Annotated in this window: 13 protein-coding genes; 10 read left to right on the forward strand and 3 right to left on the reverse strand. The window is 67.5% G+C overall.

All coding sequences use genetic code 11. From position 1 onward, the window contains the following. Positions 1-3,540 (forward strand): DNA polymerase III subunit alpha, encoded by a 3,540-nt coding sequence (gene dnaE / locus E3O28_RS03685; protein ID WP_166784721.1) that lies wholly within the window; start codon positions 1-3, stop codon positions 3,538-3,540. A gap of 231 nt (positions 3,541-3,771) precedes the next feature. On the opposite strand, the gene E3O28_RS03690 is transcribed toward dnaE, so the two are convergent. Then, entirely contained in the window at positions 3,772-6,171 is a 2,400-nt protein-coding gene (locus tag E3O28_RS03690; RefSeq protein WP_134415201.1) for an excinuclease ABC subunit UvrA, read from the reverse strand. Between the two features lie 308 nt (positions 6,172-6,479). On the opposite strand from E3O28_RS03690, the gene E3O28_RS03695 reads away from it, so the two are divergent. Next, positions 6,480-7,262, forward strand: coding sequence for a lysophospholipid acyltransferase family protein (locus tag E3O28_RS03695; RefSeq protein WP_134415202.1), 783 nt, complete (start codon positions 6,480-6,482; stop codon positions 7,260-7,262). Here E3O28_RS03695 and E3O28_RS03700 read toward each other — a convergent pair. Further along, the gene (locus E3O28_RS03700) at positions 7,259-7,801 is read right to left on the reverse strand and encodes a flavin reductase family protein (RefSeq protein WP_104100025.1); all 543 of its coding nucleotides are present in this window, start codon (positions 7,799-7,801) and stop codon (positions 7,259-7,261) included. The genes E3O28_RS03695 and E3O28_RS03700 overlap by 4 nt on opposite strands. A 72-nt stretch (positions 7,802-7,873) precedes the next feature. Between E3O28_RS03700 and hisD the strand changes: the two genes are divergently transcribed. Genes hisD through E3O28_RS03715 form a run of 3 tightly spaced genes read left to right on the forward strand, consistent with a single transcriptional unit; the run spans position 7,874 to position 10,764 of the window. Continuing rightward, positions 7,874-9,187 (forward strand): histidinol dehydrogenase, encoded by a 1,314-nt coding sequence (gene hisD, locus E3O28_RS03705; RefSeq protein ID WP_104100024.1) that lies wholly within the window; start codon positions 7,874-7,876, stop codon positions 9,185-9,187. 12 nt (positions 9,188-9,199) lie between these two features. Next, positions 9,200-9,718 carry a transcriptional regulator NrdR gene (gene nrdR / locus E3O28_RS03710; RefSeq protein WP_104100023.1) on the forward strand — a complete coding sequence of 173 codons (519 nt, stop codon included), beginning with the start codon at positions 9,200-9,202 and terminating at the stop codon, positions 9,716-9,718. 8 nt (positions 9,719-9,726) lie between these two features. Then, positions 9,727-10,764: a quinone-dependent dihydroorotate dehydrogenase gene (locus E3O28_RS03715; protein ID WP_104100022.1), complete on the forward strand. Its 1,038-nt coding sequence runs from the start codon at positions 9,727-9,729 to the stop codon at positions 10,762-10,764. Positions 10,765-10,806: 42 nt separating this feature from the next. Here the strand turns inward: E3O28_RS03715 and E3O28_RS03720 are convergent, their stop codons facing one another. After that, positions 10,807-11,835 (reverse strand): phosphatase domain-containing protein, encoded by a 1,029-nt coding sequence (locus E3O28_RS03720; protein ID WP_233191253.1) that lies wholly within the window; start codon positions 11,833-11,835, stop codon positions 10,807-10,809. Between the two features lie 204 nt (positions 11,836-12,039). On the opposite strand from E3O28_RS03720, the gene E3O28_RS03725 reads away from it, so the two are divergent. The 5 genes from E3O28_RS03725 to E3O28_RS03745 all read left to right on the forward strand — a co-directional run bounded on the left by E3O28_RS03725 (position 12,040) and on the right by E3O28_RS03745 (position 15,993). Then, on the forward strand, positions 12,040-12,693 hold the full coding sequence (locus E3O28_RS03725; protein ID WP_104100021.1) for a TetR/AcrR family transcriptional regulator: 654 nt from the start codon (positions 12,040-12,042) through the stop codon (positions 12,691-12,693). 99 nt (positions 12,694-12,792) lie between these two features. Beyond that, a complete protein-coding gene (locus tag E3O28_RS03730; RefSeq protein WP_104100020.1) occupies positions 12,793-13,647 on the forward strand; it encodes an ATP-binding cassette domain-containing protein in 855 nt (284 codons plus the stop codon). Then, entirely contained in the window at positions 13,644-14,330 is a 687-nt protein-coding gene (locus E3O28_RS03735) for an ABC transporter permease (protein ID WP_104100019.1), read from the forward strand. Before E3O28_RS03730 ends, E3O28_RS03735 begins: the two co-directional genes overlap by 4 nt. Further along, positions 14,327-15,067 (forward strand): ABC transporter permease, encoded by a 741-nt coding sequence (locus E3O28_RS03740; RefSeq protein WP_104100018.1) that lies wholly within the window; start codon positions 14,327-14,329, stop codon positions 15,065-15,067. The genes E3O28_RS03735 and E3O28_RS03740 overlap by 4 nt, the downstream gene beginning before the upstream one ends. After that, positions 15,067-15,993, forward strand: coding sequence for an ABC transporter substrate-binding protein (locus tag E3O28_RS03745; protein WP_104100017.1), 927 nt, complete (start codon positions 15,067-15,069; stop codon positions 15,991-15,993). Before E3O28_RS03740 ends, E3O28_RS03745 begins: the two co-directional genes overlap by 1 nt. Positions 15,994-16,082: the final 89 nt, after the last annotated feature.

Raw genomic sequence — 16,082 nt, forward strand, 5'->3', positions numbered from 1 at the left:
TTGTCCTCTCAGAATAAGTCGGGTGGATCGACAGATTCCTTCGTGCACCTGCACGTGCATAGCGAGTACTCGATGCTCGACGGCGCGGCGCGGGTCAAACCGCTGATCAACGCGGCCATCGAGCAGGGGATGCCGGCGGTCGCCATCACCGACCACGGCAACGTGTTCGGTGCGTTCGATTTCTGGCGAACCGCGACGGAGGCCGGCATCAAGCCGATCATCGGCACCGAGGCGTACATCACCCCCGGAACCAACCGACGAGACAAGACCCGGGTGCGCTGGGGAACCAGCGGTCAGAACCGTGACGACGTCGGTGGCGCCGGTTCGTACACGCACATGACGCTGCTCTCGGAGACTACGGCCGGTATGCACAACCTGTTCCGGCTGTCGTCCAAGGCCAGCCTGGAGGGGTACTACTTCAAGCCCCGGATGGACCGGGAACTGCTCGCCGAGTTCTCGGACGGGTTGATCGGCACGACCGGGTGCGTGGGCGGCGAAGTGCAGACCCGCCTGCGCCTCGGCCAGTACGACGAGGCGAAGAAGGCGGCCGGGGAATTCCAGGACATCTTCGGCAAGGAGAACTTCTTCTGCGAGATCATGGACCACGGCATCGACATCGAGCGCCGCACCATGACCGACCTGCTCAAACTCGCCGGCGAACTCAACCTGCCGCTCGTGGCCAGCAACGACCTGCACTACACCCACGCCCACGACGCGACCGCCCATGCGGCCCTGCTCTGCGTGCAGTCGGCCTCGACCCTCGACGACCCGAACCGCTTCAAGTTCGACTCGAACGAGTTCTACCTGAAGACCGCCGCGCAGATGCGGCATCTCTTCCGCGAGCACCCGGAATCCTGCGACAACACGCTGCTGATCGCGGAACGCTGCCAGGTGGAGTTCAACACCAAGGCCAACTACATGCCCCGGTTCCCCTGCCCGGAGGGGGAGAACGAGGAGAGCTGGTTCGTCAAGGAGAACGAGATCGGGCTGGCCAAGCGCTACCCGAACGGCATCCCGGACGATGTGCGCAAACGAGCCGACTATGAGATCGGCATCATCATCCAGATGGGCTTCCCCGGCTACTTCCTCGTCGTGGCCGACTTCATTATGTGGGCCAGACAGCAGGGCATCCGGGTAGGTCCCGGCCGTGGGTCGGGCGCCGGTTCGATGGTCGCCTACGCCATGGGCATCACCGATCTGGACCCGCTCGTGCACGGGCTGATCTTCGAGCGGTTCCTGAACCCTGACCGCGTCTCCATGCCCGACTTCGACGTGGACTTCGACGAGCGACGCCGCGGCGAGGTCATCCACTACGTGACCGAGAAGTACGGCGAGGAGCGCGTCGCCCAGATCGTCACCTACGGCACGATCAAGGCCAAGCAGGCCCTCAAGGATGCGTCCCGGGTGCTCGGCTTCCCCTTCGGTATGGGGGACAAGCTCACCAAGGCCATGCCGCCGGCGATCATGGGCAAGGACGTGCCCCTGACCGGCATGTTCGACAAGGACCACGCGCGCTACCGCGAGGCCGCCGATTTCCGCGCCGTGATCGAGTCCGACCCCGAGGCCCGCACCGTCTTCGACACCGCCCTCGGCCTGGAGAACCTCAAGCGTCAGTGGGGCGTGCACGCCGCCGGGGTGATCATGAGCTCCGACCCGCTGATCGACATCATCCCGATCATGAAGCGTGAAGCGGATGGCCAGGTCGTCACCCAATTCGACTACCCGGCCTCTGAGGCCCTCGGCCTGATCAAGATGGACTTCCTGGGATTGCGCAACCTCACCATCATCGACGACACCCTCGACAACATCGCCGTGAACCGCGGGCACCGGCCCGTACTCGAAGAGTTGGGGCTCGAAGACCCGGCCGCCTACGAACTGCTCGCCCGTGGCGATACCCTCGGGGTGTTCCAACTCGACGGCGGGCCCATGCGATCGCTGCTTCGCCTGATGAAACCCGACAATTTCGAAGACATCTCGGCCGTCATCGCGCTGTACCGGCCCGGCCCCATGGGTGCCAACTCACACACCAACTACGCGCTGCGGAAGACCGGCCAGCAGGAGATCATCCCGATCCACCCGGAGCTCGAGGAGGCGCTGGCCGACGTCATCGGCACCACCTACGGCCTGATCGTGTACCAGGAGCAGGTCATGTCGATCGCGCAGAAGCTGGCCGGGTTCTCTCTCGGCCAGGCCGATCTGCTGCGCCGCGCGATGGGCAAGAAGAAGAAGTCGGAGCTGGACAAGCAGTTCGAGGGCTTCTCCGGCGGCATGGTCGCCAACGGCTACTCCATGGAGGCGGTGAAAACCGTCTGGGACATTTTGCTGCCGTTCTCCGATTACGCCTTCAACAAGGCGCACTCGGCCGCCTACGGGGTGCTCTCGTACTGGACCGCGTACCTCAAGGCGAAGTACCCGGCCGAGTACATGGCCGCGCTGCTGACCAGCGTCGGCGACTCCCGCGACAAGCTCGCGCTGTACCTGAACGAGTGCCGCCGGATGGGCATCCAGGTTCTGCCGCCCGACGTGAATGAATCGATCGGGTACTTCGCGGCCGTGGGCACGGACATCCGTTTCGGGCTCGGCGCGGTGCGCAACGTGGGATTCAACGTGGTCGACGCGATCCGCGCCGCCCGCACCGAGAAGAGCGCGTTCGAGTCGTTCCACGACTTCCTGCGCAAGGTGCCGATCCCAGTGGCGAACAAGCGCACGGTCGAGTCCTTGATCAAGGCCGGCGCATTCGACTCGCTCGGCGCGACCCGCCGGGCCATGTTCGAGATCCACGAAGCCGCGGTCGAATCCGCCGTCAAGATCAAGCGCGACGAGCAGCACGGCATGGTCGGCTTCGACTTCGACAGCCTCTTCGACGACCCGCAAGAGAGCGAGCAGGTTCCCGACCGTCCCGAATGGAGCAAGAAGGAGAAGCTCGCGCTCGAACGCGACATGCTCGGGCTCTACGTCTCCGACCATCCGCTGGCCGGGCTAGAGCTCCCGCTGGCCAAGCACGCCAGCACGACCATCGTGGACCTGGTGGGATCGGAGCAGACGCAGGATGCCGACACCGTCACCATCGCCGGGCTGATCACCAGCGTGCAGCACCGGATCGCGAAGAAGTCGGGCAACCAATACGGCATCATCCAGGTCGAGGATTTCGGTGGGGAGATCGCCGTGATGTTCATGGGCAAGGCCTATCAGGAGTTCTCGTCCGACCTGGTCAGCGACTCGGTCGTGGTCGTGCGGGGCCGGGTGAGCCTGCGCGACGATGGCATGAACCTGCACGCGTACAGCATTTTCGCGCCCGAACTCGGCTTGGCCTCGGACACCGGCACGCTGACCGTCACGCTGGCAGAATCCCGGGCCACGACCGACACTGTGACGGCGCTGGGCGAAGTCATCACCCGCCACATCGGCAGCTCCGAGGTGCGGATCAAGCTGGTGAAGGGCCATACGGCGCGAGTGTTCGAGCTGCCCCATCATGTGAAGATCAGCGCCGACCTGTTCGGGGAGCTCAAGAGCCTGCTCGGGCCGAACTGCCTGACCTAAAGGAGCGAGTCCTGGCCGACCGCTGGTGTCGCCCTCGGCAAGTCAGAGCTGACGGCACGCCGTGGACGCTGTTCCTCACCCGTGACGCGAAGTGCCCGGTGTCGAACCAATTCGACGGAGATTCTCGTGTGAAACCGCTTTCTCGGGGTGGAATGGGGCCGATTCGGCCACAATCTCCGTCGAATTCGTTCGGGACAGAGCTGACTGGCAGCACCGTGAGGCGCGCTGCCGTCAGGCTCTACCGACGTAGGCCGCGAGGTGCTGGCCGGTGAGGGTGGAGCGGTCGGCGACCAGGTCGGCCGGTGAGCCCTCGAAGACGATCCGGCCGCCGTCGTGACCGGCGCCGGGTCCGAGGTCGATGATCCAGTCGGCATGAGCCATCACGGCCTGGTGATGCTCGACGACGATGACCGACTTGCCGGAGTCCACGATTCGGTCGAGCAGGCCGAGCAGCTGCTCGACGTCGGCGAGGTGGAGTCCGGTGGTCGGCTCGTCGAGCACGTAGACGCCGCCCTGCGCAGCCAGGTGGGTGGCCAGCTTGAGCCGCTGGCGCTCGCCCCCCGAGAGCGTCGTGAGCGGCTGGCCGAGGCTGAGATAGCCGAGCCCAACGTCGGCAAGCCCGCCCAGGATGGCGTGGGCGGCCGGCGTGCGCGCCGCACCGGCGCCGAAGAACTCCCGGGCCGCGGTCACCGACATCGCGAACACCTCACTGATATCGCGGCCGCCGAGGCGGTACTCCAGCACGGATGCCTCGAACCGCTTCCCCGCGCAGACCTCGCAGGTGGTGGCGACGCCCGCCATCATGGCCAGGTCGGTGTAGACGACGCCGACACCGTTGCAGTTGGGGCAGGCACCCTCGGAGTTGGAGCTGAACAGCGCGGGCTTCACGCCGTTGGCCTTCGCGAAGGCCTTTCGGATCGGGTCGAGCATTCCCGTGTACGTCGCCGGATTGCTTCTGCGGGAACCGCGGATGCCGCCCTGATCGATGGACACCACGCCCGCGCCAGCGGGGATCGACCCATGCACGAGCGAGCTCTTTCCGGATCCCGCGACCCCCGTCAGCACGACGAGCACGCCGAGCGGGATATCCACGTCCACTTCCTTCAGGTTGTTCTTCGTCGCGCCGCGAATCTCCAGCGTGCCCGTGGGGGCGCGCACCGCGGGCTTGAGTGCCGCGCGATAGTCGAAGTGGCGGCCGGTGAGGGTGCCGCTGGTGCGGAGACCCTCCACGGTGCCCTCGAAGCAGACGGTGCCGCCCGCCGCGCCGGCGCCGGGTCCGAGATCGACGACGTGGTCGGCGATCACGATCGCCTCCGGCTTATGCTCCACGACGAGCACCGTGTTGCCCTTGTCCCGCAGCTGCAGCAGCAGTGTGTTCATGCGCTCGATGTCATGGGGATGCAGCCCGATGGTGGGCTCGTCGAAGACGTAGGTGACGTCGGTGAGTGAGGAGCCCAGGTGCCGGATCATCTTGGTGCGCTGGGCCTCCCCGCCCGACAAAGTACCGGCCGGCCGGTCGAGCGAAAGGTAACCCAACCCGATCTCCACGAACGAGTCGAGGATCTGGCGCAACGCCTGCGTGAGCGGGGCCACCGACGGCTCACTCTGGCCGCGAACCCACCCGGCCAGGTCGCTGATCTGCCAGGAACAGGCGTCGGCGACGCTCACTCCGGAGATCTTCGACGAGCGAGCCGCCTCGCTGAGGCGGGTGCCGCCGCACTCGGGGCAGGTGGCGAACGTGACCGCGCGCTCCACGAACGCGCGGATATGCGGCTGCAAAGCGGCGACATCCTTGGACAGGAACGACTTCTGAATCTGCGGGATGAGGCCCTGATACGTCAGGTTGATCCCGTCGACCTTGATCTTGGTCGGCTCCTTGTAGAGCAGGTCGTCCAGTTCCTTCGTGCTGTACCGATGAATTGGCTTGTCCGGGTCGAACCAGCCGCAGCCGCGGAAGATGCGGCCGTACCAGCCGTCCATCGTGTAGCCCGGGATCGTGAGCGCGCCCTCGTTGAGCGACTTGGAATCGACGTATAGCGCGGAACGATCGATGTCGTTGACGGTGCCCATGCCCTCGCAGCGCGGGCACATGCCGCCGGTGATGCTGAAGCTGCGCCGCTCCTTCACGGTCTTCCCGCCGCGCTCGAGCGTCACCGCCCCGGCCCCACTGATCGAGGCGACGTTGAACGAGAACGCCTGGGGCGATCCGATGTGGGGCTGACCGAGCCGGCTGAAAAGGATGCGCAGTAGCGCGTTGGCGTCGGTGGCGGTCCCGACCGTGGAACGGGAGTTGGCCCCCATTCGCTCCTGGTCGACGATGATGGCCGTGGTCAGACCATCCAACACGTCCACCTCGGGGCGCGCCAGGTCCGGCATGAATCCCTGCACGAACGCACTGTAGGTCTCGTTGATCAGCCGCTGCGACTCGGCGGCGATCGTGCCGAACACCAGTGAGCTCTTGCCCGAGCCGGAAACGCCGGTGAACACCGTCAGCCGCCGCTTCGGGATGTCGAGGCTGACATCCCTGAGGTTGTTCACGCGCGCGCCCCGCACCCGGATCCGGTCGTGGCTGTCGGCCACGTGCGGCGCGGGCATCCTCGTGCTCGCGGCGCTGCTCAGGTCAGTGCTCATCGTGTCTCCCTCTGGTGGCCGGGTTGCCCACGTGGTCTCGGTGGTCGTCGCCTGGTCGAGTCAACCAGCTTCAAGGCCGGTTGCTGCGGTTCCGCCGTGGATGATTCCAGTGTCAGTGCGGTCGAGGCTGTGTGCAAGCTCCATAACCGACGACACAGACGGGGGTGGAAGTTCGCGGCGCAGGTTCTGGAGCGGGCGAGCGTTAGAACGAGCGCCCACGTTTACGGGTGCGCCGCGAGTGCGAGCCGGGTCCCGAAAGGCTCGTGGGACGGACGCGGAAACCCGCACGCGGGTCGTAGCCTTGAGGTATGAGCACAGGCACTCGGGAACCTCTGTACACCACGGCGATTCTGGCCGGGCGGGCCGTGTTCGGCCTGCTGCGGCTGAAGCCATCCGTGACCGGTCTGAAGAATCTTCCGGACACCGGGGGGGCGGTGCTGGCGATCACCCACTTCGGCTACATGGACTTCGCCCTGGTCGAGTGGATGCTGTGGCAAAAGAACCGACGTCACATCCGTTTTATGGCCAAGAAGGGCGCGTTCGACCAGAAGCTCGTGGGCGTGCTGCTGCGCGGCATGCGTCATATCTCGGTCGACATGAAGGCAGGGGCGGAGGCTTACGGCCAAGCCGTGACCGCGCTGCGGGCGGGCGAACTGCTCGGCGTGTTTCCGGAAGGCGGCGTGAACGCCTCCTTCACCGTACGCGAGTTGAAGTCGGGTGCCATCCGGATGGCCGCCGAGGCCGGGGTCCCCGTGATCCCGATCGCGGTCTGGGGCGGGCACCGCGTGCTCACGAAGAACCACAAGCCGGCCCTGCGCGAGCTGTTCGACGTGCCCATCCGCTTCGCCGTCGGCGAGCCGTTCACGGTCGCGGCGGGGGAGGGCACGCAGCCGATGACGCTGGCACTCCACGACACACTGCAGGGTCTCGTCGACAAACTACAGAAAGCCTATCCGGTGGACGGCGCCGGCCAGTGGTGGCAGCCGCGGCACCTGGGCGGCACCGCGCCCACACCGGAGGAGGCCGCCGTTGCCGAGGCCGAGCGGCGCCGGCGTCGCGACGAGGCCGGCGCAGCCCCGTCCAGGGGCTAGGCCGGGGCGCCGGGCACGCGGTAGGTGCGCTCGTAGTACAGCAGGGCCTCGTCGTTCTCGCCCATGCCGCCTTCCTCGATCTTCACGACCACGACGGCGCTGTTGTGCACCAGTGTGCGTTCGATGATTCGCCCGACCATCCACGAGGTGACGCCCTTCAGCACAGGCAGGCCGTGGGGTCCGGGCTGCCAGTGGTCGCCGATGAAGCGCTGGTTCGCGGGACCCGACATCACCTCGGCGACGGCACGATTGTGCGCCCCGAGGATGTGGATGACGACCCGGTCGCTCTCGGCGATCGCCGGCCAGGTGCTGGCTGACCGGGCCATGTTGAAGGTGGCCAGCGGCGGAACCGACGACAGCGACGCCAGCGAGGTGGCGGTGAATCCCACCGGGGCGCCGTCCGGGCGCAGCGCGGTGATCACCGCGACACCGGCGGCGTGACGCCGGAAGGAATGTTTGAAGGCGGCCAGGTCCAACGGTGCATTGGGATCTTCGGCCAGCGGTACGGTGGCGGGCTGGGGTACTTCGGTGTCGCTCATGTGACTGAATCAATCTCCTCGCCATTGAGCCTATTCCCGGTGCACGGGAGTTGATGGCTAGGCTGGAACGCGATGATCCAGACTATTGACCTCCGAGGGACCCGGCCCACTCCGGCGGAATTGCTTGCAGCCGTCCCGCGTGCGCTCACCGACGTGACCGCGGCCAGCGACGTCGCAGCCGAATTAATCAACGATGTGCGGGCCAGAGGCGAGGATGCCCTCCGCGACCAGGCGGAACGCCTCGACCGGGTGCGTCCGTCCCATGTGCGGGTTCCTGCGTCCCACGTCACCGAGGCACTGGCCGGGCTCGACCCGACGGTGCGCACGGCCATCGAGGAGACCATCCGTCGCGTGCGCATCGCCAGCGCGGCCCAAGTGCCGCCGCAGGTGACCACCACGATCGCAGACGGCGCCACCATCACGCAGCGCTGGCAGCCGATCAACCGGGTCGGCCTGTACGTTCCCGGCGGCAAGGCCGTCTACCCGTCGAGCGTCGTGATGAACGTGGTTCCGGCTCAGATCGCCGGCGTCTCCTCGATCGCGCTGGCGTCGCCGCCGCAGAGCGACTTCGACGGACGCGTGCACCCCACCATCCTCGCCGTGGCGAGCCTGCTCGGCATCGACGAAATCTACGCCATGGGCGGGGCCGGCGCGGTCGGCGCCTTCGCCTACGGCGTTCCGGGGCTCGGCCTGGACCCGGTGCAGCTCGTCACCGGCCCCGGCAACGTCTATGTGGCCGCCGCCAAGCGGCTCGTGCGCGGGGTGACCGGCATCGACTCCGAGGCCGGCCCTACCGACATTCTGGTCATCGCGGATGAGACCGCCGACCCCCGCATCGTCGCGGCCGACCTGGTCAGCCAGGCCGAGCACGACGAGCTGGCCGCCGCCATGCTGGTCACCGATTCGGCCGAGCTCGCCGACGCCGTCAATCTGCACCTGGTCGACCTGATGCAGAGCACGACCCACAGCATCCGTGTCACCGCGTCCCTGAACGGGCGCCAGTCGGGGATCGTGCTCGTGGACGACCTCGACGCCGCGGCCGCGTTCAGCAACGCGTTCGGTCCCGAGCACCTCGAGATCCAGACGAGCGACCCTGATGCCGTGCTCGCGCTGATCGAGAACGCCGGCGCCATCTTCCTCGGCCCTCATTCGCCCGTGAGCCTCGGCGACTACGTGGCCGGCTCGAACCACGTGCTGCCGACGGGAGGGCAGGCCCGGTTCTCCTCCGGACTCGGCGCCTACACCTTCCTGAGGCCCCAGCAGGTCGTCACGTACAGCCGGGAGGCACTGCGCGAGGTCGCGGACCACATCGCGGCCCTGTCCACGGCGGAGGCGCTGCCCGCGCACGGCGACGCCGTCACGGCCCGTTTCACGACGGCGCTGTAAGCTGGTCACACGATGTTCTGCCCGTTCTGCCGCCACCCGGACTCCCGAGTCATCGACTCGCGCACGAGCGACGACGGACTTTCCATTCGCCGGCGTCGACAGTGCCCTGAATGCGGCCGGAGGTTCAGTACCACCGAGACCGCCAGCCTGAACATCGTCAAGCGCAGCGGGGTCGTCGAGCCGTTCAGTCGCGACAAGATCGTGGCCGGCGTGCGCAAGGCCTGCCAAGGTCGTCCGGTAACGGATTCCGACCTGGCCATGCTTGCCCAGCGGGTGGAGGAGACCATCCGGCAGACCGGCGCGTCGCAGGTGAAGGCGAACGAGGTCGGCCTCGCGATCCTGCCGCCGCTGCGCGAACTTGATGAGGTGGCCTATCTCCGCTTCGCGAGTGTCTACCAGGCATTCGATTCGCTCGAGGATTTCGAGACCGCGATCGCCCGGCTGCGCACCGAACACGGATCCCGCACCGAACACGGCTCCCGCCCCGAGCAGGGCAGCGGCGCGGGCGCCGCACACCCGTCCGAGTCGTAGGCGGCGCCGTGTACCCGCTGATCTTCTCGCTGTTCCTGACCCGCCTCGACCCCGAACGAGCCCACCACCTCGCCTTCACCGTGATCCGGGCGCTGCCCGCGTTCGGTGTCGGCCGGGTCGTGCACCGCTTCACGCGCCCGCGCACCGACCTCGGTGTCCAAACCCTGGGTCTGCGATTCCAGTCGCCGTTCGGCGTGGCCGCCGGCTTCGACAAAGACGGTGAAGCCGTGCTCGGGCTCGGCCAGCTCGGGTTCGGGCACGTGGAGGTCGGCACCATCACCGCCGTTCCTCAGCCCGGAAACCCGAAACCGCGCCTGTTCCGCCTGATCCCCGACCGCGCGGTCGTCAACCGGATGGGCTTCAACAACGCCGGTGCCCGCGCCGCCCGGGTGCGCCTCGCGCACGTTCGCACCGCTGCCGGTCGCCCGGTCCTCGGCATCAACATCGGCAAGAGCCGCGTCACCGCGGTCGAGGACGCCACCGCCGACTACCTGGTCAGCGCCGCGCTGCTCGCGCCCCTGGCCGACTACCTCGTCGTGAACGTCAGCTCGCCCAACACGCCCGGGCTACGCGGACTGCAGGAACTCGACCGGCTCGCCCCGCTGCTTCGGGCGGTCAAGACCGAGGCCGGCGCCACGCCCCTGCTGGTAAAAATCGCCCCCGACCTCGCCGATGCTGAAGTGACCCGAATCTCCGAACTCGTGGTGGAGCTGGGTCTCGACGGCATCATCGCCACGAACACCACGATTTCCCGCGCCGGACTGAAAACGGATGCCGCAACCGTCGAGGCTGCCGGCGCCGGCGGTCTCTCCGGTGCCCCGCTCCAGGCGCGGTCCCTGGCCGTGCTGCGCGTGATCCGGGCCGCTGTGCCCCGCGAGCTGTGCGTGATCTCGGTCGGCGGCGTGGAGACCGCGGAACACGTGGCCGAGCGCCTCGCCGCGGGCGCGACGCTCGTTCAGGGCTACACCGGGTTCCTCTATCGAGGGCCGCTCTGGGCTCGCCAGATCAACCGTGGCCTCGACCGCATCCTCGCCGCAGAACTGTAGAGAACTGAGACAGGCCGTCGAGCCCGCAACACGCCGTCGCGCCTAGATCAGACCGCGGTCCGCGAGCTGCCGGGCCAGGGCCGAGCCGTCCGGCCCGTACACCCAGCGGGGATCGCGGGGCGCGGGCGCGGCATCCTTCGCCCGGCGACCGGCCAGAACGGCCTGGCTGGGGGAGAGCTGGCGGATCGCGACGGCCTCGACATTGTCGGGGAAGTCTCGCTGGAACTCGCTGTAGATGGCCTCATCGTGCTGGCCGTCGTCGCCGAACAGGATCCAGCGGATCTCCGGGAATTCCTGGGCCAGACGGCGCAGGTTGGCCCTCTTGTGGTCCTGGCCGCTCCGGAACCAGCGGTCGTGGGTCGGACCCCAGTCGGTGAGCAGGAGAGCCCCCGACGGGTACAGGTTGCGGTTCAGGAACCGGGTCAGGGTCGGGGCGACGTTCCAGGCCCCGGTCGACAGGTAGATCATCGGGGCACCCTCGTTGACCGCGGCGAGGCGGTCGAGGAGGACCGCCATGCCCGGCGTGGGAACTCGGGCGTGCTCGTCGAGCACGAAGGTGTTCCAGGCGGCGAGCAGCGGGCGGGGAAGGGTGGTCACCATGACCGTGTCATCGACGTCGGACAGGATCCCGCGGCGTACCGTCGGGGCCACGATGAAGAGCGGGGCCTCGACCGGCGCGGCCGTGTCGTCGGTGTGCAGCCGGGCCATCTGCCAGCCCGGGGTGAGCGTGACCGGAATGACGGTGTCGACCACGCCCCCGCGGTCGGCCTGCACCCGGTGGGAGAAACCGTTGATCTCGATGGTCACCGTCACATCGTTGACCGGAACGCTCGTGAAGCTGTGCCAGCCGCGAATTCCGGCCTCGCGGCGGTCGGCGTGCCAGTGGCGCCGTGCCAGCTTGGAGCCGGGCTTGGCCGGTTTGGCCAGAAGCACCCGGCACAGAATGCGCACCCACTCGGTCGTGCCGTAGCCGGCATAGGGGATGACCGTGGGCAGGTAGCCGCGTTTGCGGGCGTGGCGTTCGCGCTTGAAGTGCAGCCAGTCCTCGATGCGGGCTGCGCGATGCATCATCTTCGCTGGCGTGCCCGTGGGCGGGATTCGAGGATATGTCGGCACGTCCCTAGTCTGGCACGCGCATGACGCTACCCGGCATCGAAGTCGGGTCGCCCGGAGAGCCGAAGGTTATTCCTGCCCAATCGGGCGAGACACGCTGTCACGTCACAACGAGGGGGACATTGCCGCCTAGTATTAGTGACTTAGTCTCAAGGAGGACAAGTGTCACTCAGTGACCTTTTTGGTGGGGATCCTTTTGTGCCGGCCCAGCAGGCCCGCACCGAGCCGATCCAACAGCGCAGCACGGCACGACTGTCCGGTCTGCTCGACGCCGCCGCCGTCGTCGTGGACGAGGTCGGCTTCGACCGCATCACGACCGCGATGGTGGCCGAGCGCGCGGGCGCGTCGATCGGGACCGTGTACCGGTACTACCCCGATCGCGTCGCGGTGCTGCAGGCTCTGCGCGAGCGCGCGGTGCTGCGATTCCGGAGCCGGGTTGCGGAGCAGCTGAAGACGAACGCTCCCCAGGGCTGGTGGGAGGCCGTCGACGTGGCCATCACGGCCTTCGTCGACCTGTACCGCTCTGAGCCGGGGTTTCGCATCATGCATTTCGACGACCGGCAGGGTGTGCCTGTCGTCGTAGACCCCGACACGGGTTACTTCGCCCGCCGGGTGGCCGGCATGCTGGTCGAGGAGTTCGGCCTCGAGGGCGGCGACGAACTGATCTTCCGGCTTGAGGTCGCCGTTGAGATGGGCGACTCGATTCTGTCGCGGGCGTTCCGCTCCGACCCGCAGGGCGATGAGCGGTTCATCGAAGAGTGCCGCGTGGTCACGCATGACTACCTCGCCGGATACTACGGGCCGAGCGTTCGCTAGGAATTCCGCGATCCGGTGGCTCGCGGCGCCGTGTGATGGTTGGGTGGTATACGTGCTTCCCGTGTTGTGTCGACTTCGGTCGAGAAATGAGCCATTTCCATGATCGAGTTCCGCTCGGTGAGCAAGCAGTTCCCGGACGGCACACTCGCCGTCGACGATTTCAGCCTGACCCTCCCGTCGCGCCAGACGACGGTGCTCGTCGGCTCCTCCGGCTCGGGCAAAACCACCCTGCTGCGCATGATCAACCGGATGGTCGACCCGAGCAGCGGCACGATCGAGATCGACGGGGCCGACATCGCCCAGCTCGAGCCGGTGCCGCTGCGGCGCGGCATCGGCTATGTGATGCAGGACTCCGGCCTGCTCCCGCACCGCACGGTGATCGACAACGTCGCGACTGTTCCGCTGCTGCGCGGGGTGCCGAGAAAGAAGGCCCGCGCCGAGGCCCTCACCCTGCTCGACACGGTGGGCCTGGACCAGACCCTGGCGGACCGGTACCCCAGCCAGCTCTCCGGCGGGCAGCAGCAGCGGGTCGGGGTGGCGCGCGGGCTCGCTGTCAACCCAAACATTCTGCTGATGGACGAGCCGTTCGGCGCCGTCGACCCGATCGTGAGGGCCGAGCTCCAGCAAGAACTGATCCGGCTGCAGAGCGAGCTCGGCAAAACGGTCGTGTTCGTCACCCACGATATCGAGGAGGCGTTCCTCCTCGGTGACCAGGTCGTCATCCTGCGTGACGGCGGACGGATCGCCCAGGTGGGGGCGCCAGCCGAGATCCTGGCGAACCCGGCCGACGACTTCGTGGCCAGCTTCGTCGGAGCGGATCGCGGCAAGCGTGCCCTGCATCTGGAACGCCGCGGCGACTCCGACCTGCTGCTCGACAGTGAGGGCCGCCTGGCCGGTGTGCTCGTGGAGCCGCGGCAGACCGCGCACTCCCCGGATCCCCAGGCTCCGCGGTGACCTGGTTCTGGTCGAATCTCGACCTGCTCTGGGATCGCACCCTGGACCACCTGATCCTCAGCGTGCCGCCGATCCTTCTCAGCTTCCTGATCGCCGTGCCGCTGGGCTGGCTCGCGAACCGGTACCGTGCCGGCCGCGGCGTGATCCTGACGGCCAGTGGGCTGCTCTACGCCATCCCGTCCCTGCCGCTGTTCTTCGTGATCCCGGCCATTGTCGGCACCAGCCTTCGCTCGCCGCTCAACCTGGTCATCGCCCTGACGATCTACGGCGTCGCGCTGATGGTACGCGTGGTGGCCGACGGGCTGGCATCCGTGGACAAGGATGTACGCCAGTCCGCTGTCGCCGTGGGGTATTCCGGCTGGAGCATCTTCTGGCAGGTTGAGCTGCCGCTGGCCGGGCCGGTGCTCCTGGCCGGCCTGCGGGTCGTGGCCGTCAGCACGGTCAGCCTCGCCACGGTGGGGGCCGTGATCGGCGCGCAGAGCCTCGGCAGCCTGTTCACGGATGGCTTCCAGCGCGGTATCCAGGCCGAAATCATCGCCGGGATCGTGCTGACCGTGGCGCTGGCGCTGCTGCTGGACGGCGCCCTCGTGCTGCTCGGGCGGGTTCTGCTGCCCTGGACCCGCCTGGCGGCGACCGACCGGAGGGCCGTCCGGGTCGCCCGGATCGCAGAGGCATCCGCATGAACCTGTTCGTTGACGCGGTGAACTGGATCCTCGACCCGGCCAATTTCGCCGGGCCGGGCGGCATTCCGGCGCGGACGATCGAACACTTGGTGTTCACCCTCGTGGCGGTCCTGATGGCCTCCGTGATCGCGATTCCGGTCGGTTTCCTGATCGGGCATACGGGTCGGGGACGCAGCCTCGCTGTAGCCACCTCCGGCGGGCTGCGGGCCATTCCGACCCTCGGCCTGTTGACACTGGTCGCGCTGTGGGTCGGGATTGGGCTCGGTGCGCCGTACGTCGCGCTCACGGTCCTGGCGATCCCGCCGATCCTCGCGGGCGCCTACGCCGGGTTCGAGGCCATTGACCGGTCCGTCATCGACTCCGCCCGGTCGGTCGGGATGTCGGAGAGCCAGATCGTGGGCACGGTCGAGATCCCGTTGGGGTTGCCGCTGCTGATCGCGGGCATCCGTTCGGCCACCCTGCAGGTCGTCGCCACGGCGACCCTGGCTGCCTACGTGGCAGATGTCGGCCTCGGCCGGTTCCTGTTCGCCGGGTTGAAAACCCGCGACTACGCGGAGATGCTGGGCGGGTCACTGCTCGTGATCCTGCTCGCCCTCGTCCTCGAGGGAATATTCACTGTTGTTCAGCGACTTGTTGTTCCCAGAGGCGTCGCGTCCCAACGTCCCCCAGTCGACCGTGCCAGGTCAGCCCGACCTGTCCCGGGGATTGATCCCGCCATCACGAAAGGAACCCACTAATGTTCACAGCTCACAGAGGCCGGCTCGCGGCGGTCGCCGCGGTCGCGGTTGGGGCCGTCGTAGCCCTTGCAGGGTGTGCGTCCGGTGACCCGCTGGACAGCGGAAGTAACGCCGACGAGGGGTCCGCCACCCTGGTCGTCGGTTCGCAGGACTACTACTCGAACGAGATCATCGCCGAAATCTACGCTCTGGCGTTGGAGGGGAACGGCTTCACGGTCGACCGCCAGTTCAAGATCGGCCAGCGCGAGGTCTACCTGCCCGAGATCGAATCCGGTGCCATCGACGTCTTCCCCGAGTACAGCGGCAGCCTGCTGCAGGCCCTGAATGCAGATGCCGCCGGCGGCACCGCCGACGAGACCTACGCGCAGCTGCAGGACGAGCTGCCCGAGGGGCTGAGCGTGCTCGACATGGCCTCGGCCACGGACCAGAACTCCTGGACCGTCACGCAGGCCTTCGCCGACAAGTACAGCCTGACCGACATCGCGTCGCTCGCCGATGTCACCGAGCCGATCACCGTCGGCGGACCGTCCGAACTTCAGACCCGCCCCTACGGACCGACGACCCTGACGGAGAAGTACGGCATCCCCATCGCCGGCTTCACGCCCATTGAGGATGGTGGCGGCCCGCTCACGATCAAGGCTCTCGTCGACAACGACATCCAGATCACGAACGTCTACACGGCCAGCCCGAACATCAAGTCGGACAGCCTCGTCGCCCTCGACGACCCGGACGGCCTGTTCTTCGCGGACAACGTCGTGCCCGTCGTGTCCGACAAGGTCGGCGGGAAGGCCGCCGACGTGCTCAACGCCGTCAGTGCCGCTCTGACCGCCGAGGACCTGGTGGGCCTCAACTCCGAGAGCGTGAACGACCAGCTCTCGGCCGAGAAGATCGCGGCCGCTTGGCTCGAACAGGCGAACCTCTTCTAGGCACCAGCTGACAGGCGCTGCCTGACCAATTCGACGGAGATTCTGCGCCTACGGGCCGGTTTTGGAGCAAAACAGGCTCTGGGGCCGAG

Source organism: Cryobacterium sp. TMT2-14, assembly GCF_004402465.1.
Lineage (GTDB): Bacteria > Actinomycetota > Actinomycetes > Actinomycetales > Microbacteriaceae > Cryobacterium > Cryobacterium sandaracinum.